This window comes from Shewanella sp. SG41-3 (genome assembly GCF_014164545.1).
Lineage (GTDB): Bacteria > Pseudomonadota > Gammaproteobacteria > Enterobacterales > Shewanellaceae > Shewanella > Shewanella vesiculosa.
In genome coordinates this window covers 21,769-40,802 of sequence record NZ_JACJFJ010000001.1, presented here as the reverse complement: position 1 = coordinate 40,802, position 19,034 = coordinate 21,769, and the positions used below count along the sequence as shown (strand labels likewise).

Genomic DNA, 19,034 nt, shown 5'->3' with positions numbered 1-19,034 from the left:
CGTGCTAAAAACTCAATCTCTATACTCTTCTTTGAGTATTGTCCGTCTGGTGGCGGCATTTATTGCTGGCGCCAGTACGGCATTATCGTTTGCGCCTTATGAAATTTGGGCCATATTTCCTTTAGCATTAAGTTTTGCTCTATGGCAGAGCCAGACATTAACCGCTAAACAAAGTTTATATTACTGGCTCAGTTTCGGTTTTGGTTGTTTTGCAATTGGCATTAGCTGGGTGCATGTCAGTATTGATACTTTCGGCGGTATGCCGATTTTTGTATCGATAACGTTAATGGCGATCCTGGCAATGTATCTGGCGATTTATCCCGCCGTAGCTGGATATTTACTCAGCAAGTTATCTCGCACATCTAAATACACTTTAAATCCCTACTTCACTTATCTTGGTCTATTTCCAGCATTATGGGTCCTAACAGAATGGTTACGCGGCTGGGTATTTACTGGTTTTCCTTGGATTTGGGCCGGCTACAGCCAAACATTAGGCCCGCTAAGTGAATTAGCCAGTTTTATTGGTGCCTTGGGGCTGAGCTTTATCGTCGCATTGGTGGCTGGCTCCTTGATACTATTAACCCAAAAACGCATCTTCCCTGTGTTGGTTATATTACCGATTTTGGCATTGAGTGCTTGGGCTGCACCATTACTCAACCCTATTTCTACCAGTGGCAAAACCGTTAAAGTGGCATTAGTACAGGGCAATATTCCCCAAAGTATGAAGTGGGAACCCGATGCATTGTGGCCAACCATGCTGAAGTACATGGACATGACCCGCGAGCAATTTGATGATGCGTCCAGTGTCGATATTGTTATTTGGCCAGAAGCCGCCATTCCAGCACCAGAAGCCATGGTGGAAGACTTTCTAATGGATGTCAGTAAAGTGGCCAGCATTAATAACACGGCAATTGTTACTGGCATTATTAGCCACCAGCAACAAGACTTTTTTAACTCATTAATCGTCCTCGGTAATTATCATCAAAAGCACCAACAAAGCGCTGACTACATTGGTGATGGCAGTAACCAGTTTAAAAAACATCATTTATTGCCTATTGGTGAATTTGTCCCGTTTGCCAGTTTATTACGCCCTATCGCACCATTTTTTAATTTACCAATGTCATCTTTTCAACGAGGTGACTATACCCAGCCTAATTTAGTCGCACTCGGTTACCATATCGCTCCGGCAATTTGTTATGAAATAGCCTTCCCAGAACAAGTAAGGGCGAGTGTAACCGACGAAACAGATATGCTGCTTACCGTATCAAACGATGCTTGGTTTGGTGCGTCAAATGGCCCATTACAGCACATGGAAATAGCGCAGATGCGCGCCATTGAAATGGGTAAACCACTATTGCGGGGGACCAATAATGGCATTACTGCCGTCGTTGACCCACACGGACGTATCACAGATGCGATTCCTCAATTTGAAGCCGGAGTACTTGTGACCAATATTCAACTGTTTCAAGGACAAACTTGGTTTCGAAAGATAGGTCAATTACCCTTGCTGATACTGTGTGGCTTGTTAGTATTATTGGGTGTAATAAACTATTTACGTAAATAATGGCTAATATGATGTCACAATCGATTCAACTCAAAAAAAATTATTTATCCCAAGGGTTTACCCTAATTGAATTGGTTGTGGTAATCATCATTCTAGGTGTTTTAGCGGTTGTTGCTGCGCCTAAATTTATTGGCCTCAGTTCAGAAGCGAGACAACAGGCCCTATCTGGCATAATGAGCAGTGTCAAAACCGCCAATAGTTTAGTGTATGCTCGATCAAAAATGACCAGCCTAAACGTGCAAGCCGTTCAAAATCGCGATGACTTGATCGATATTGATATCGACAATGATGGTCTATTTGAAACACGATTAAAATGGGGCTATTTAGATAACACAGATGTCGAAAAATGGATCACCATAGATGACGTCTTTACCGCTCAATATCAAGGTGTTGATTTCACTTATATCGGCTATGATAAAGATGGTAACGGCCAAGTAACCAATGATAATTGCTACTTCTCTTACACCCAAGCCGTTGACGCAAATACAGGTCCCCAATACCAGATAGTATCAAGCGGTTGCTAACCAAAATCCGCCATTGCGACCGATTACAGTATAAAAATTGAACTAGCCTCAAGTTTGCGACGTAATAACCTTAACAAACCACTATTAGAGGTTATTATGCAACTATCTGAAATAAAGCTAGCCATTGCTGAACAAACTCAACATCCCACCATTATTAGCTACGCAGACTCAAATCATTACCTACTGGGTCTTAAAGATCTTGATGGCAATTTTCAACGTGCTCATGATAGAGACGGCAAGCCATTATGTTTCAACTCAATAAAACAAGCCGAAGAATTGCTTAAACAACAAGGGATCAGTTACGCCATGATAGAAATGCAAACAGCATATGATGAGATGGTCGGTAACAGCAGTGCAAGCCACTGCCATTACCGAGTAGAGTTTTAAGCGTTAAGTTACCAATTATGGCGTTAACGGCTCCCGTGAAAACTCGTTGTAATCACATTTTGGACAGTCGGGGATTACCCCAGGAAAATCAATTTGCATTTGATGACCACACTTATTACAGGTCAGTTTGCCTTGGTTAATGATTTCCCCAGACTTATAAACCCCATGATGTTTAAAATCTTGTAACAACTCGTGCCACTCCACTTGGCTTCGATCCGTTATCTCGCTCAACCACTGCCATAATGTATTTTCAATCCCAATAACCATAGGGCTATAACTCAAATTATCGGCATTTTCCTCATTTAAGAAAGCTGCTATGTCTCGCTTTAAAAATTCTTCTACTAATGCGAGCTCTTCTTCATCGGAATGAGATTTAAGTTTTAAATACTCTTTACCCTGGGTCACTGACTTGAATAAGCTCTTCGCTGTCAATGAGTTATCTTGGTCAAACGTAGTTTTCACCTGTTCGAATAGTGACTGATATAAGGCTAATAGTGCTGAACTTTTTCCACTCATAAGTAATACTCCTTAATACGCACCTTTTTAATAGATCACTTCTGGTTTATTCTATGCAGTTATAAATCTCGCTGCTGAGCGTTAGATCAAACAATGGGCGGCATTGCCGGAAATAGATTGATGCAAGAGCTATATAATCCCTCAGAAATTGAAGCCTTAGTGCAAAAGCACTGGCACGAACATAAAACATTTGAAGTTACTGAAGATGAAAGCAAAGAGAAGTTTTATTGTCTTTCAATGTTTCCTTATCCTTCAGGTCGTCTTCACATGGGTCACGTCCGCAACTACACAATAGGCGATGTAGTGGCACGATATCAACGTTTACAAGGTAAAAATGTTTTGCAACCGATTGGTTGGGACTCATTTGGTCTGCCTGCAGAAAATGCCGCGATCAATAACAAGACCTCTCCAGCGCCTTGGACATATGAAAACATCGACTACATGAAGAACCAACTTAAGTTATTAGGATTTGGTTATGATTGGAGTCGTGAAATCGCCACCTGTACCCCTGAATACTATCGTTGGGAACAATGGTTTTTCACTAAGTTGTATGAAAAAGGCTTAGTGTACAAAAAAACTTCATCAGTTAACTGGTGTCCAAATGATGAAACTGTACTGGCAAATGAGCAGGTACAAGACGGTTGTTGCTGGCGTTGTGATACTCCAGTTATTCAAAAAGAAATTCCGCAGTGGTTTATTAAAATCACCGATTACGCTGAAGAATTACTTAACGATATCGACACCTTAGATGGCTGGCCTGAACAGGTTAAGTCTATGCAACGTAACTGGATTGGCCGTAGCGAAGGCATAGAAATGACATTTGCCGTTGCTGATAGCCAGGCTACGTTTGATATCTATACCACTCGTCCGGATACGTTAATGGGCGTCACCTATGTTGCAATTGCAGCAGGTCATCCATTAGCAATACAAGCTGCTGAAAATAATCCACAACTGGCTGAATTTTTAGAAGAGTGCAAAAACGCCGATACCACTGAAGCAGCAATGGCTTCAATGGAGAAAAAAGGTGTGGCTACTGGCTTACAAGCGATTCATCCAATTAGTGGCAAATTGGTGCCTATTTGGGTGGCTAACTTTGTATTAATGAATTACGGCACTGGTGCTGTGATGTCTGTTCCCGCTCATGATCAGCGCGATTATGAATTTGCCCTTAAATACAAGCTTGCTATCGAAGCGGTGATCAAGCCTGTTGAAGGCGAATTGGACATCAGCAAAGAAGCCTATAGTGACAAAGGCGTGGTATTTAACTCAGGTGATGCTTTCCCTGAACTTGACGGTTTAGACTTCCAAGCAGCCTTTGAAGCCATTGATGCTAGATTAACCGCAGAAGGTAAAGGTAAACGCCAAGTCAATTACCGTTTACGTGACTGGGGTGTTTCTCGTCAACGTTATTGGGGCGCACCAATCCCAATGGTTACCCTAGCTGATGGTACTGTGGTGCCAACGCCTGCAGATCAACTGCCAGTTATTTTGCCAGAAGATGTGGTAATGGACGGTATCCAAAGCCCAATTAAAGCCGATAAGGCTTGGGCCGAAACCACAGTTAACGGTCAGCCAGCAATGCGCGAAACCGATACCTTTGATACCTTTATGGAATCATCTTGGTACTACGCTCGTTACTGTAGCCCGCATGCTGATGAAATGTTAGATCCTGCCAAAGCAAACTACTGGTTACCAGTAGATCAGTACATTGGTGGTATCGAACACGCTTGTATGCATTTGTTGTATTTCCGCTTCTTCCATAAGTTGTTGCGTGATGCAGGCTTAGTCAACAGCGATGAACCGGCAAAGCAACTACTGACTCAAGGCATGGTATTAGCCGATGCTTACTACTACATCAACGAAAAAGGTGCCCGTGTTTGGGTATCACCTTTGGAAGTGACTGTAGAAGAAAAAGACGACAAAGGCCGTATTCTTAAGGCGGTAGATAATCAAGGTCATGAACTGGTTTACACCGGCATGAGCAAAATGTCTAAGTCGAAGAACAACGGTATTGACCCGCAAGTGATGGTCGAAAAATACGGCGCTGACACAGTCCGTTTATTCATGATGTTTGCCTCGCCACCTGAATTAACCCTCGAATGGCAAGAGTCTGGCGTTGAAGGAGCGCATCGCTTCATTAAACGTTTCTGGAAATTAGCCAACGATCATATTGCAGCGGGTAAAACAGAAGCGTTAGATACCAGCAAATTAAATGCTGATCAAAAAGCGTTACGCCGTGAATTACATAAGACGATTGCTAAAGTCAGTGATGACATTGCCCGTCGTCAAATGTTTAACACTGCAGTGGCCTCTGTAATGGAACTGATGAACCATTTACTGAAAGCATCACAAGAAACAGCTCAAGACCGCGCCTTGCTCGCTGAAGCCTTGTCTGCTGTTACTCGTTTGCTTTACCCTATCGTGCCTCACATCACCTTTACCTTATGGAACGAATTAGGTCACCAAGGCAACATTGAAGACAGCCGCTGGCCAGAAGTGGATGAGTCTGCATTAGTTGAAGACAGTAAACTGATTGTGGTGCAAGTTAACGGTAAAGTGCGTGCAAAAATCACTGTAGCCGCCGATGCATCAAAAGAAGATGTTGAAGCCTTAGGCATGAATGATGAATATGTCCAAAAGCACACTGAAGGATTAACCGTTCGTAAAGTGATCTACGTGCCAGGTAAACTACTCAGTATTGTCGCTAACTAAACTGATCTCATTGAGATAAAGTAATCTCAATTTGATTATAGTGATAAGACTGCAGTGTTATAACTTACCGCGGATGAAACCGCGGTAAGTTATTTATTTTAACCATGTAATAACAAGGATGCCTACCTTCACTATGCTAGCCAAAAAAATCTGTTTAGCCATAATGACATTGGTGTTACTGACCAGTGCAGGATGCGGCTTCAAACTCCAACGCAGTTATTCCATCCCTGCTGAATTAGCTGAATTACATTTAACCAGTAGCGATGAATACAGTGAGTTAACTCGCTTAGTGCGTGATAGGTTGCGCATCAACCGCATTAGCCTTGTCGATGCTGCACAAGAAACACCGACACTTCGATTAATCAATGACTCACTCGAACGCGCCACATTATCACTTTATCCCACTGGGAATGTCGCCGAATATGAGCTGATCTATTTAGTGCATTATTCAGTCACCTTACCGGGACAAGATCCACAAGACTTTGATACTGAAATCCGCCGTGACTATCAAGACGACCCACGAACTGCATTAGCAAAAAGTCGGGAAATGGAGTTGTTAGTTAAAGAAATGCGAGTACAAGCAGCCGATTATATCATTCAGACTTTGGCGTCAATCGGAGCTTAGTAATGCGGGTTTATCCGGATCAACTCAAGCAACACCTCTCGCCCCTACCACAATGCTTTTTACTGTTTGGCGATGACCCATGGTTAATCGAAAACAGTAAACAGCACATTCTGAGTGCGGCTAAAAAACAAGGCTTTGAAGAACGCGTTCAACTCAGTCAAGAAACTGGCTTTAATTGGGGCGATCTAGTCCAAGAATGGCAAGCAATGAGTTTATTTGCTAGCCGACGGATTGTTGAATTAACCCTTCCACAGGGTAAACCCGGTATTGAAGGCGCTGCGGCGTTTCAGACGCTGTTACAACATCCTAATCCAGATATGCTCCTGATTGTTCAAGGCCCTAAAGCCAGTGCTGAACAAACCAATAGTAAATGGTTTAAATCACTCGATGCCAAAGGCATCTATTTACCTTGCGCCACCCCTGAAGGTAAACAGTTTGAACGCTGGTTAGACAGCCGTATTACTCATTATCAGCTGACTGTCCACCATGATGCTAAAGCGATGTTGTTTACTTTATTTGAAGGTAATTTACTGGCTGGCGAGCAAGCAATGCAATTGTTACAACTGCTCAGCCCTAAGCAAAATATTACTCCAGAGCAACTGAGTGAATATTTTGAGGATCAATCTCGTTTTAGTGTATTTCAACTCTGTGATGCCATATTAGGCAATCACCAAAAACATGCACAACACATGTTGGCGCAGTTGCAGGCAGAAGGCACAGCTATGCCTATTTTAATGTGGGCTTTATTTAAAGAAATTAACCTACTACTCACGTTAAAGCTGGCGCTGCATAATGGTGAGCAACTGAGTAAGTTATGGGGCCAACACCGAATTTGGGATAAACGTAAACCACTTTATCAAGCTGCAATAACGCGATTAGATTTGGATCACATTGAGCACATGCTCGCGTTTGCCTCTCAATTAGAACTAAATCTCAAACAAAAAGGCCATGAAGATTGGATCGGTCTAAGTCATTTATGCATTTTATTCGACCCACGGGCACATAAGCGTTTAGCCCATATTGAACTCACTGACTGAGACCAAAACTAAGGACAGCGAATGCGTATTGGTATATTGGGGGGCACATTCGACCCCATCCATCTAGGGCATATCAATCCTGCACTAGAAGTAAAACAGCAACTTAATTTAGATCAGATTTGGTTAATGCCCAATCACATCCCACCACACAAAAAGACCACAGTGGTTAGCAGCCATCATCGACTTGAAATGGTGAAATTAGTTTGTCTGCAGTATCCAGAATTTGAACTTTGTGATATTGAAATTAAGCGTGACACGCCCTCTTACAGTGTCACTACGCTATCATTGCTCACTGAACTGTATCCTGATCAAGAATTCTTTTTCATTATGGGAATGGACTCATTTGTTCAACTGCCATTATGGTACCAATGGCAATCCTTGTTTAATCTATGCCATATCGCACTCTGTCAACGTCCCGGGTGGACAATTGATACCCACAGTGAAATGACCAAAGAGTTATTATTTAGACAAGCCAATACCGACTACCTCACATCAAATTCCCATAGCAAACATGGAAGAATATTTTGCATCAACAGCCAGTTAGTCGATATCTCCTCAACTGAAGTTCGTCAGCGATTAGCTCAAAATATTGATATCAGCACAGTGTTACCGCAAACGACAATCGATTATATCCGCCAACATCAGCTCTATATTTAGCACCGCTAAGCCCTACAGCGATGAGCTCATGAGCAGGATTATGAATCCGCTCAGTATCGGGCGCTAAATTAATTCTATCGTTGTTTACGCCTGCTTAATTGCGCATTAACAGTGAATTTGAGTATAATACTCCGTTAATTTTTACTTATGAGGTACTTCGCGTGCAAGGCACCGAACTAAAAGATTTCGTTATCGACAAAGTCGATGATTTAAAAGCAAAAAATATTACTGTTATCGATGTTTCTAAGCGGTCAACTATTACCGACACCATGATCATTTGTACTGGTACGTCGAAAACACACGTTCGTTCTATTGGTGAGCACGTGATCGTGTCAGCAAAAGACGCAGGCGTACAACCTCTTGGGGTTGAAGGTCGTGACAGCAGCGAATGGGTTTTAGTTGATTTAGGCTCTGTTATTTTGCACGTGATGCAAGAACAAACTCGTGATTATTACGAGCTTGAAAAACTGTGGTCTGAACATAACGTCTAATGAAGTTACAGCTTATTGCCGTTGGCACCAAAATGCCCGATTGGGTAACCCGAGGCTTCGAAGAATACCAACGCCGTTTCCCTAGAGATATGGCCTTGGAACTCATCGAAATCCCAGCAGGGAAGCGCGGAAAAAATGCCGATATCGCCCGAATTTTAAATAAGGAAGGCGAACTAATGCTAGCGGCAGTAGCCAAAGGTAACCACATTGTCAGCTTAGATTTACCCGGCAAAAATTGGACAACACCAGAGCTTGCCGAGCAAATGACAAAGTGGCAACTCGATGGTAGAGACGTCAGTTTGTTGATTGGTGGCCCAGAAGGACTTTCACCTGCTTGTAAAGAGGCGGCCAACCAAAGCTGGTGTTTATCTGCACTAACCCTACCTCATCCTTTGGTTAGGGTTATCGTAGCAGAAAGCCTATACCGAGCTTGGAGCGTCAATAACAACCATCCGTATCATAGAGAATAAATTCAGTCGCATGAATAACTTAGTTTACAGATAATGATTATCATGCAGCTCTATTTTTCATTTTTATCAGCTGATACTGTGGCCTTTAATAATCTAACCTTTAATTTGGTCACGACGGGGATAGCATAAGTGCCGCCAAAAAAGCGCATTACCATGCATGATCACGCCGCAGAAGCCGCGCTATTTAAGCGCCGGGCATTCTTCACTTTTCTTTGCGTATTTATATTACTCTGCATATTATTTTCCAATCTTTATCATCTTCAAGTTGTCTCCTATAAAGATTATGAAACTCGGTCAAATGATAACCGTATTCGGGTCGTTCCTACGCCACCAAGTAGAGGACTTATTTATGACCGTAATGGCGTACTATTAGCCGAAAACCAACCTTATTACTCTCTAGAACTCATCCCAGAAAAAGTCGATGATATGACAGCGACGTTAGATGAGCTTAATAGCTTCATTGAACTTTCAGAAGATGATCGCGAAAGTATCACTGAAAACCTAAAGTTTCATCGTCGCTTTAAACCGTTAACCATCAAAAGTAAGTTAACAGACGAAGAAGTCGCTATTTTTAGTGTCAATCAATATAAATTTCCCGGTATTTACGTTGAAGCGGGTCTTAAGCGTCATTACCCTTACAATGCATTATTGACCCATGTACTTGGCTATGTGGGCAAAATTAATACCCGAGATAAAGCATTACTTGAAAAAGGTAGTCAGTGGAAAAACTATGCTGCAACCAAAGATATTGGTAAGCAAGGTATTGAAAAATTTTATGAAAGTTTGCTTCATGGCACTCCTGGTCACCTCGAAGAAGAAGTGAATAATCGTGGCAGAGTGATCCGTACACTCAAAGTCACACCGCCGACACCGGGACAAGATATCTATCTCACACTCGATCTCAAACTACAGCAAAAAGCCATGGAACTGTTAGATGGCCGAAAAGGCTCTGTTGTCGCAATAGATCCCAGAGATGGCGGTGTTTTAGCGATGATCTCCAGCCCATCATATGATCCTAATCCATTTGTTCATGGCATTACCTCTAAAGCCTATAATGACCTGTTAAATGATAAATCGCGGCCATTAATTAACCGTGCAACCCAAGGGCAATACTCTCCAGCATCAACGATCAAGCCACATGTGGCATTACTTGGTTTAGAAGAAAAAATCATTAGTGAACGTACACGTATTTGGGATCCTGGATATTGGCAAATGCCCGGAGTCGATCGTAAATGGGGCGATTGGAAGAAATGGGGCCACGGCTGGGTAGATATCTACCATGCCATTGTCGAGTCCTGTGATATTTTCTTTTACGACCTTGTCTACAAAGTTGGCATTGATAAAATGGCTATCTTTATGGATCGCTTTGGCTTTGGTAGAAGCACTGGCATTGATATTTTTGAAGAATCTGATGGTGTTATGCCCTCTAGAGACTGGAAAAGAATGCGTTATAATCAGCCTTGGTATAACGGCGATACCATTTCGGTTGGTATTGGCCAAGGCTATTGGACCACTACCCCGTTACAGCTTGCTAATGCGGTCACCATTATGGCTAATAAAGGTAAGCGATTTACACCTCATCTATTAAAATCCTTTAAAAATAGTACCGTTAAAATTGATTCTCCCATTGATGAGCAAATACCAATAGAGCTTAAAGATCCGAATAATTGGGACATCATTAATGAAGCTATGCGCCAAACTGCGGATAAATCGCACTTTACGGATGCAAGTTATACCGCGGCAATGAAAACAGGTACGGCACAGGTATTTAGTGTTGGTAAAGATCAAAAGTACAATGCCGACACAGTAGCGGATCACTTACGCGATAATGCATTAGTGGTTGCTTATGCACCTTATGAAAATCCTCGTATTGTTTTGGCTGTGGTACTTGAAAATGCGGGATGGGGTGGAAAAAATGCCGGACCGGTCGCAAGAGCATTACTCGATGAATATATGTTACGCGACGAATGGGCGGTAAAACCATGAATAATCATCCGTATCAAAAATCGTTTTGGCAGAGCATCCACATAGATCTGCCATTGCTCATTGGCTTATTAATACTAATGGGGTTCGGGCTTTTTATTATTTACTCCGCCAGTGGTGAAGATCCTGCCATGATGGAGCGTCAACTGGTGCGGATGACGCTATCCCTAGGCGTGATGTTTTGTTTTGCACAAATCAACCCTGAAATACTCAGACGCTGGGCATTCCCTATTTATATTGCCGGAATAATATTGCTGTTGGGCGTAGAGTTATTTGGCACCATTAATAAAGGCGCACAGCGTTGGTTAAATCTCGGTTTCATGGAGTTTCAGCCATCGGAATTGATTAAACTGGCCTTCCCGATCACCATGGCCTGGTACATCAGTAAGTTCCCATTACCGCCCAAAAAACGTTACTTAGCTGGCGGGGTGATTATTTTACTGATCCCAACACTATTAATCGCCAAACAACCTGACTTAGGCACCTCTATTTTAGTGGCAGCATCAGGGGTCTTCGTCCTGTTTTTGTCGGGTATGAGCTGGTTAATTGTAGGCGGGTTTATCGCCGCTATTCTGATCTTTTTACCTGTGTTGTGGTTCTTCTTGATGCACGATTATCAGCGTACTCGCGTATTAACCTTATTTAATCCTGAACAAGATCCTTTAGGCGCGGGTTATCATATCATCCAATCTAAAATTGCCATTGGCTCTGGTGGGATCTGGGGGAAAGGTTGGCTTGATGGCACTCAATCACAATTAGAGTTTTTACCTGAGCGACATACTGACTTCATCTTTGCCGTGATAGGCGAAGAGTTTGGACTTATTGGCAGCTTAGTATTACTTGCTATGTATTTATTTGTGATTGGCAGAGGTTTAGTTATCGCTTCACGAGCACAGACTAGCTTTGCACGCTTGTTGGCCGGAAGTATTACCTTAACATTCTTCGTTTACGTGTTTGTTAACATTGGTATGGTATCAGGTATTTTACCTGTGGTTGGCGTACCTTTACCACTGATAAGTTATGGTGGAACCTCCATGCTAACCTTAATGACGGGCTTCGGTATTTTAATGAGCATTCACACCCACAGACGATTTGTCGACCGATAGGATCAACTTTAACTATGATAAAAATAACCGCTCAAATCGCCAGCTTTACACTACTTTGCAGCATTATGTTCAACCTCAACGCGGCAACAGAAAATGATCCTCAAGCATTGCAAAATGCATTTGTGAAACAACAGGTCGAAAAAGGCGCCAGTAAAGCAGATGTAGAACATTTCCTATCGACGTCCACCTTCGACCAGAGCATCATAGATGCCATGACTAAACCTTGGGAAGCCAAACCTTGGCACCAATATTATCCTATTTTTCTTACCGACAAGCGCCTTGAAAAAGGCTTAGCATTCTGGCAAGAAAACCAGGTGGTTATTAGCCAAGCTGCTGAAAAATTTAACGTTGACCCGCAAATTATTGTTGCCATTATCGGTATCGAAACCTTTTATGGCGGCTATATGGGTAACTATCGTGTACAAGATGCACTCTATACTTTAGGTTTTTATTATCCACCAAGAGCTACATTTTTTCGCAGTGAATACGCAAATTTAATGGCACTAATCAAAGAAGAAAAGCTTGATAACAGCACCTTAAAAGGTTCATATGCTGGCGCTATGGGTTATGGTCAATTTATCCCTTCAAGTTATCGCCATTATGCTGTCGACTTTGACGGTGACGGTCGCCGAGATTTATTAACCAGTAAAGCCGATGCCATTGGCAGTGTAGCGAACTATTTTCATCAACACGGTTGGCAAAAAGGCCAACCTGTGGCGCTATTGCTCAATCACACCTCAAGCACAGCCCCCAAGGCTAATGTTTGGACTAAAGAAAAACTGCACTACAAGGTAGCGGATATCCTTAGCCCGACATTAAGTTTAGCCGATAACCAAGATTTGGATGCTTCTCAAAAAGCCTTATTAATCAAATTAGATCAACCTGATAAAGCAGAGTATTGGCTAGGACTGAAAAACTTTTATGTCATTACCCGATATAACAGAAGCCCACTTTATGCCATGGCGGTATATCAATTCAGCCAACAACTTAATGCACATTACAAATCGGTAAATCAACATGGACTTTAATTGCCGTTTCATCCTGCTAATGATACTAAGTAGTCTATTACTGTTAGGCTGCTCATCAAATGAGGCAGGGAAAACCACTTCAGGTAAAAAAAGCCGTTATCAAATGGCGAATGACCGTTATCCAGATGACGCACCTGACGTTAGCTTGGTGAAAAATGCCCAGCCTAAATACGAACCTTACAGCAGACAAGGCAATCGAAACTACACTGTATTAGGTAAAAACTATCAAGTGCTCGACAGTGGCAAGGGCTTTAAAGAACAAGGTAATGCCTCATGGTATGGTTCAAAGTTTCATGGCCATTTAACGTCAAATGGTGAAACCTATGATATGTATACCATGTCTGCAGCACATAAAAACTTGCCCTTACCGAGTTATGTTAAAGTGACTAACTTAGAGAATAATAAGCAAATTATTGTCCGTGTTAACGATCGTGGACCATTTCATCATGGTCGAGTGATTGATCTTTCTTATGCGGCGGCTTATCACTTAGGTATGCTGGCCAGAGGAACGGCAAAGGTGGCCATCGAAACCGTTTACATTCCGTCACCAGAAGAGCGAGTTATCAGCGATTTAAAAGATAACGATAATCATTTTATTCAAGTTGCCGCCTCACAAGATAAACTTCGCATCAATATGTTGGCTAAACAGTTAGAAACTAAATATGCCGTGACATCTCGGGTAACATCGGTTAATGGTATGCATAAATTACAGTTAGGACCCATACAGCAAATTCATCTAACGAATAAGTTGCTCGATCGTGTCCAAGCTGATGGCTATCCACAAAGCTTTATCGTACCGTAAACCACAATAACGGCACTAAATGACAACATTAAGGTTCATTTACATTGGATGAATGAACCTTAATGCGAAATGACTGCCTACTAATGTATAATCTATCATTATACCAATCGATCTTTGTCTTTTCTTCGACTAACTAGAGACGTGCTAACTTCATGATGACATCCAAAACCGCTCAATTATCAACTATGCTTTTTGCATCAGTTGTCTGTTTTTCTTCACTTGCTGCAACGCCACAACCAGATGTACGTCCAATGCCAAATCGTGCACCTATGGTGACGCCAGACGCACCAAGTGTTGCGGCTAAAGCCTATGTACTAATGGATTATAATTCTGGCAGAGTTATAGCTGAAGAAAATGCCTACGAAAGTTTAAACCCAGCCAGCTTGACTAAGATGATGACCAGTTATGTGATTGGTCAGGAAATTAAAGCTGGCAATGTATCATTAGATGACGATGTTGCTATTACCAAAAATGCTTGGGCAAAGAACTTCCCTGATTCATCTAAAATGTTTATTGAAGTGGGCAAAACGGTCAAAGTACACGACTTAAATCGTGGCATCATCATTCAATCAGGCAATGATGCCTGTGTGGCAATGGCTGAACACATTGCTGGAACAGAAGGCGCATTCGTTGATTTAATGAACTCATGGGCCAAACAGTTAGGCATGAAAGACAGCTACTTTGAAAACTCTCATGGTTTAGATGCTCAAGATCATAAATCAACCGCTTATGATATGGCTCTTTTAGGGGCAGCATTAATCCGTGACGTGCCTGATGAATACAAAGTGTATTCTGAGAAGTCTTTTACCTATAACGGAATCAAACAATATAACCGTAACGGCTTATTATGGGATAAAAGCTTAAATGTTGATGGTATCAAAACAGGTCATACATCTGGAGCAGGCTACAACTTAGTGGCCTCTGGTACAAGTGATGGTATGCGTCTTATCAGCGTAGTCATGGGCACATCAAGTGAATCTGCGCGTAAAGCTGAAAGTAAGAAACTACTTAATTATGGTTTCCGTTTCTTTGAAACCATTACCCCTTACAAAGCTGGCGATACTTTCGTCACTCAACAAATTTGGTACGGCGATAGAGAAACCGTTGATCTTGGTGTGATGACAGATACCCCAATCACCATTAGCCGTGGTCAAGCAAAAGATTTACAAGCGAACTTTGAATTAACCAAACCATTAACAGCACCGCTTGCCAAAGGTGAAACTGTAGGCCGTGTCTTTTTCCAACTTGACGGAAAAGATATTGCTCAGTTCCCACTGGTGACGCTAAATGAAGTCCAAGAAGGCAGCTGGGTTAGCAAATTAATGGATTACTTCAAACAAATGTTCGCAAGCTGGTTCGAGTAATTAAGCTAATTTACACATTCTATTAATAGATCTATAAGTGAATCAGCTAATTAAAGCCGCCTAATCAGCGGCTTTAATTTTTCAGATCTATCAGGCTTGAATCGGGTATAATCACCACCATATAAGTAATACCAAACAGAATTGAGTAAGCTAAATGTTAAATACAACGTTTGACCAAGTAATGGAATTTCCTAATTCGTGCCCTTTCAAAGTGATCGGGGATGCGGATGATACCTTAGCCGATCGTGTCGTTGCCGTTGCACAACAACTGGCACCGGGAGATTACGTTCCGAGTGTGAAAGCATCGAGTAAAGGCAGTTACTATTCAGTCACTATCCGTATTACGGTTACAAGCAAAGAACATATTGAAAAAGCGTACATTGATCTTGCCGCAATTGAAGGCGTAAAACGTGTACTGTAAGATCCAAATGAGTCTTCTTTAACAATAAACTTGCGTATGATACTCAACTATTAATCCATTGATCTGATGGACACACACCTTTATCTGGGGGAGACGTTGCCCTTGCAAGCACAAACACTGCACATTCGCCATCTTGGCATGCAAGACTATGAATCGACATGGCATGCAATGCAGGAATATACTGACACTCGTGATAGCGATAGCCATGATGAACTGTGGATTGTTGAGCATCAGCCGGTATTTACCCAGGGTCAGGCAGGTAAAAGTGAGCATATACTCAACCCAGGTAACATTCCGGTCATTCAAGTAGACCGTGGTGGTCAAGTGACTTATCACGGACCGGGTCAATTAGTGGTTTATCCACTTATCGATATAAAACGTAATAAACTCGGTGTGCGTCAGCTAGTGAATAATATAGAGCAGAGCATTGTCGATATGCTTGCTCATTACCATATCAATGCTTACGCAAAAGCTGACGCTCCAGGTGTTTATGTCACAGAACGAAAAGTAGCCTCTTTGGGATTACGCATTCGTAAAGGCTGCTCTTTTCACGGCTTAGCACTTAATGTCGACATGGATTTAGCCCCATTCCAGCGCATCAACCCTTGCGGATATGCCGGTTTAGAAATGGTGCAATGTAAAGCATTGGGTGGTCCACAAACAGTGCTTGAAGCTGGTGATAAATTAATCCAAACCTTTAGCCAAATTATGGGCTACCAACAACTTGTACATCATCAAGGATTAGCAGAATAATGAATAGGCCTGAAAGATTACAACCAGGTGTCAAATTACGTGATGCCGATAAAGTCGCTCGAATTCCTGTAAAAGTAGTGCCATCAGAGCGCGAAACGATGCTGCGTAAGCCTGATTGGTTGCGGGTAAAATTACCTGCATCAAATCAACGTATTCTCGATATCAAAGCGGCATTACGTAAGAATGGATTGCATTCAGTGTGTGAAGAAGCGTCTTGCCCAAACTTGGCAGAATGCTTTAACCACGGCACAGCTACCTTTATGATTTTGGGTGCGATTTGTACTCGTCGTTGTCCATTCTGCGACGTCGCCCATGGTCGCCCACTCAAAGCTGATGCCGATGAGCCTAAAAAACTAGCTCAAACGATCAAAGACATGAAGTTAAAATATGTGGTAATCACTTCTGTTGACCGTGATGATTTACGTGATGGCGGTGCCCAGCATTTTGCTGACTGTATTCGCGAAATTCGTTTATTAAACCCTGAAATCAAGATTGAAACTCTTGTTCCTGATTTCCGTGGTCGTATCGATGCGGCGTTAGATATTTTAGCGACAGAGCCTCCTGATGTATTTAATCACAATCTTGAGACGGCTCCAGCTCATTACCGCAAAGCACGTCCAGGTGCTAACTATCAGTGGTCACTAGATCTACTAAAACGCTTTAAAGAGCGTCATCCAACGATTCCGACTAAGTCTGGATTAATGATGGGTCTAGGTGAAACTAACGAAGAAATAGCCGAAGTATTGCGTGACTTGCGTGCCCACAAGGTTGAAATGCTGACCTTGGGCCAATACTTACAGCCTTCTAAGTTCCACTTACCAGTTGAACGTTATGTACCGCCAGCAGAGTTTGACCAGCTTAAAGCCTTAGCCGATGAATTAGGTTTTACCCATGCAGCCTGTGGCCCATTAGTGCGCTCAAGCTACCATGCCGATCTGCAAGCCCAAGGTAAAGAAGTTAAATAACCTTATCGCTTAGATGCAGATAATCCTTATGTAGATACCAGGATTAATCATAAAAAAACAGCGCTTAGGCGCTGTTTTTTTATGGCTGTTGTTTATAACAATTGTTCGCATAGCTATCGTTTTACGACATGGTTGCTAATACACAGCTTATTCTTAGGTAATCGCTAAATCCATCAAGATCGCGTCTTCTTTACCGCCCTCTATTAGGTAATAACCTTTACGACGGCCCGATTCAATAAAGCCTGCCTTTTGATACAAGGTACGGGCTGCAAGATTGGATTCTCGCACTTCTAACATCAGCACTACAGCGCCAGACGCCTTAGCCGAAGCCATAACAGCATTCAATAATAACTTGCCGTAGCCTTTGCCCTGCTGGCTCGGTAATAGACAAATATCCAATAAGGTCACTTCATCGACTATCTGCTGCACTATCGCAAACCCCAAAAGGCCTTCGACTGAATCAGAATTGACAGCAGCATCAGTATTAGGAGCTAAGTCAGCACTCAGCTTTAAACCTAAAACCCGGTACAAGTGCCCGAAACAATCGGCAAGGTTCCCCGCGGTCATGGGATGGCTATGGGCCAAAGATTCAAGCTGCGCCATTTGAGGAACATCGATTGGTGCCAGCGCGACAAGCTCCACAGGCAAACCTAAAGTGAGTGGCGTGGTAAGCTGCGCTGAGAATAGACTATCTACTGAAGAGGGGCTCAAAGGATATATTCCAAAATATGTGTGATTAATCTATTCACAAGCAAAGGTTTGTTAAAAACTGAGTTCAGTCTGATTGATGAGATTTGAGTTATGACTTGCCCCTAGCTTGGCCGCTCACTTGCTCGCGCCATTGGTAAATCTGCTGCCAAAGGGCGCTTTTAGCCTGCCAACCCACCAATAAATCAGCTAAAGGTTCTGATAGAAGCCATGCAGTGCGTGGTCTGACTTTATGACGACGTAAATCCCAAACAATCTGTTTACCCGTATGAGGCTCACAGTCAAAGTCACACTCTTCACGTTTTACATCGATAAGCTTAAGCACGGCGTCGATAAGCGGCTCAGCTTCAGGTAACTCACCGTTTTCATCCCAAATCACTAAATAAGGTTTTACCTTAGTGTCGCGCACTCGCCAAGTGGTCACATTCATGGCAGTTAAATAGGCTGATTTATTCATTAGGGTCAGTTTTATTCAATTAAATTATCGACTCACAATATGCCGCTAGAATAGCAGTTTTACCACGTTATTGTTAGTGCAACACGGCTAAAGGAGATGGTATTAAGCCGATTATAGGATGGATAATTTCTGGAATATAACCTTTAAATACCAATCGACTTAACTCATTTCACATTAAATATCATAAGATTAGACTGAACACTTTCAGCAAAACAACAGCAGGATGACGCCATGATTAGCTTAGCTATCAAGCCAACAGAGGTGAAATCACCGCGAGTCTTAACCAAGCATTGACCGACAGCCTGTATCTTAAGACCCACAGTTTTCACAGGTAAATCAAGCCAATAATAAAACGACTGCGAAACTGCTTATCCAAAGTATTCAGCTAGATGAAAAAATGCCTGGATACAGCATAGCTTATTCATAAAATAATTGACTAAATGGATTATTGTGCTAGGCAAAAC

General features: G+C 42.3%; 20 protein-coding genes. 17 read left to right on the top strand and 3 right to left on the bottom strand.

Annotated elements, in window-relative coordinates; translation table 11 throughout:
• Window position 1 precedes the first annotated feature (1 nt).
• The 3 genes from lnt (at window position 2) to H5164_RS00160 (ending at window position 2,475) form a co-directional block, all read left to right on the top strand.
• A complete protein-coding gene (lnt, locus tag H5164_RS00170) occupies window positions 2-1,564 on the top strand; it encodes an apolipoprotein N-acyltransferase (RefSeq protein WP_182754146.1) in 1,563 nt (520 codons plus the stop codon).
• A gap of 11 nt (window positions 1,565-1,575) precedes the next feature.
• Window positions 1,576-2,088, top strand: coding sequence for a type II secretion system protein (locus H5164_RS00165; RefSeq protein ID WP_182754143.1), 513 nt, complete (start codon window positions 1,576-1,578; stop codon window positions 2,086-2,088).
• Between the two features lie 96 nt (window positions 2,089-2,184).
• Window positions 2,185-2,475 (top strand): DUF6482 family protein, encoded by a 291-nt coding sequence (locus H5164_RS00160; RefSeq protein ID WP_165870160.1) that lies wholly within the window; start codon window positions 2,185-2,187, stop codon window positions 2,473-2,475.
• Window positions 2,476-2,490: 15 nt separating this feature from the next.
• On the opposite strand, the gene H5164_RS00155 is transcribed toward H5164_RS00160, so the two are convergent.
• Window positions 2,491-2,991: a zinc ribbon-containing protein gene (locus H5164_RS00155; RefSeq protein ID WP_124017811.1), complete on the bottom strand. Its 501-nt coding sequence runs from the start codon at window positions 2,989-2,991 to the stop codon at window positions 2,491-2,493.
• A 120-nt stretch (window positions 2,992-3,111) separates the two neighbouring features.
• Between H5164_RS00155 and leuS the strand changes: the two genes are divergently transcribed.
• The 14 genes from leuS to lipA all read left to right on the top strand — a co-directional run bounded on the left by leuS (window position 3,112) and on the right by lipA (window position 17,405).
• Window positions 3,112-5,703 carry a leucine--tRNA ligase gene (gene leuS, locus H5164_RS00150; RefSeq protein WP_182754139.1) on the top strand — a complete coding sequence of 864 codons (2,592 nt, stop codon included), beginning with the start codon at window positions 3,112-3,114 and terminating at the stop codon, window positions 5,701-5,703.
• Between the two features lie 133 nt (window positions 5,704-5,836).
• Window positions 5,837-6,328 (top strand): LPS assembly lipoprotein LptE, encoded by a 492-nt coding sequence (gene lptE, locus H5164_RS00145; RefSeq protein WP_182754137.1) that lies wholly within the window; start codon window positions 5,837-5,839, stop codon window positions 6,326-6,328.
• Window positions 6,329-6,330: 2 nt separating this feature from the next.
• A complete protein-coding gene (gene holA / locus H5164_RS00140) occupies window positions 6,331-7,365 on the top strand; it encodes a DNA polymerase III subunit delta (RefSeq protein WP_182722448.1) in 1,035 nt (344 codons plus the stop codon).
• A 21-nt stretch (window positions 7,366-7,386) separates the two neighbouring features.
• Window positions 7,387-8,022, top strand: a complete 636-nt coding sequence (nadD, locus tag H5164_RS00135) for a nicotinate-nucleotide adenylyltransferase (RefSeq protein WP_182754134.1) — start codon at window positions 7,387-7,389, stop codon at window positions 8,020-8,022.
• Between the two features lie 161 nt (window positions 8,023-8,183).
• Window positions 8,184-8,513: a ribosome silencing factor gene (gene rsfS / locus H5164_RS00130; RefSeq protein WP_124017806.1), complete on the top strand. Its 330-nt coding sequence runs from the start codon at window positions 8,184-8,186 to the stop codon at window positions 8,511-8,513.
• Window positions 8,513-8,983 carry a 23S rRNA (pseudouridine(1915)-N(3))-methyltransferase RlmH gene (gene rlmH / locus H5164_RS00125; RefSeq protein ID WP_124017805.1) on the top strand — a complete coding sequence of 157 codons (471 nt, stop codon included), beginning with the start codon at window positions 8,513-8,515 and terminating at the stop codon, window positions 8,981-8,983. Before rsfS ends, rlmH begins: the two co-directional genes overlap by 1 nt.
• Before the next feature lie 129 nt (window positions 8,984-9,112).
• Window positions 9,113-10,969, top strand: coding sequence for a penicillin-binding protein 2 (mrdA, locus tag H5164_RS00120; protein ID WP_124017804.1), 1,857 nt, complete (start codon window positions 9,113-9,115; stop codon window positions 10,967-10,969).
• Window positions 10,966-12,072, top strand: coding sequence for a rod shape-determining protein RodA (gene rodA, locus H5164_RS00115; RefSeq protein ID WP_124017803.1), 1,107 nt, complete (start codon window positions 10,966-10,968; stop codon window positions 12,070-12,072). Before mrdA ends, rodA begins: the two co-directional genes overlap by 4 nt.
• Window positions 12,073-12,137: 65 nt before the next feature.
• Window positions 12,138-13,100 carry a lytic murein transglycosylase B gene (mltB, locus tag H5164_RS00110; RefSeq protein WP_235781988.1) on the top strand — a complete coding sequence of 321 codons (963 nt, stop codon included), beginning with the start codon at window positions 12,138-12,140 and terminating at the stop codon, window positions 13,098-13,100.
• Entirely contained in the window at window positions 13,090-13,902 is an 813-nt protein-coding gene (locus tag H5164_RS00105; RefSeq protein ID WP_182754131.1) for a septal ring lytic transglycosylase RlpA family protein, read from the top strand. The genes mltB and H5164_RS00105 overlap by 11 nt, the downstream gene beginning before the upstream one ends.
• Before the next feature lie 251 nt (window positions 13,903-14,153).
• Window positions 14,154-15,266 carry a serine hydrolase gene (locus tag H5164_RS00100; protein ID WP_235781987.1) on the top strand — a complete coding sequence of 371 codons (1,113 nt, stop codon included), beginning with the start codon at window positions 14,154-14,156 and terminating at the stop codon, window positions 15,264-15,266.
• Between the two features lie 154 nt (window positions 15,267-15,420).
• The gene (gene ybeD / locus H5164_RS00095) at window positions 15,421-15,687 is read left to right on the top strand and encodes a DUF493 family protein YbeD (RefSeq protein ID WP_011636177.1); all 267 of its coding nucleotides are present in this window, start codon (window positions 15,421-15,423) and stop codon (window positions 15,685-15,687) included.
• Window positions 15,688-15,789: 102 nt separating this feature from the next.
• The gene (lipB, locus tag H5164_RS00090) at window positions 15,790-16,440 is read left to right on the top strand and encodes a lipoyl(octanoyl) transferase LipB (RefSeq protein ID WP_182698661.1); all 651 of its coding nucleotides are present in this window, start codon (window positions 15,790-15,792) and stop codon (window positions 16,438-16,440) included.
• Complete coding sequence (lipA, locus tag H5164_RS00085; protein ID WP_124017799.1) at window positions 16,440-17,405, top strand: lipoyl synthase; 966 nt, start codon at window positions 16,440-16,442, stop codon at window positions 17,403-17,405. The genes lipB and lipA overlap by 1 nt, the downstream gene beginning before the upstream one ends.
• A gap of 153 nt (window positions 17,406-17,558) precedes the next feature.
• Here lipA and H5164_RS00080 read toward each other — a convergent pair whose 3' ends face one another.
• Window positions 17,559-18,116, bottom strand: coding sequence for a GNAT family N-acetyltransferase (locus H5164_RS00080; RefSeq protein ID WP_182754128.1), 558 nt, complete (start codon window positions 18,114-18,116; stop codon window positions 17,559-17,561).
• An 88-nt stretch (window positions 18,117-18,204) separates the two neighbouring features.
• Window positions 18,205-18,570, bottom strand: a complete 366-nt coding sequence (locus tag H5164_RS00075; RefSeq protein ID WP_124017797.1) for a hypothetical protein — start codon at window positions 18,568-18,570, stop codon at window positions 18,205-18,207.
• Window positions 18,571-19,034 lie beyond the last annotated feature (464 nt).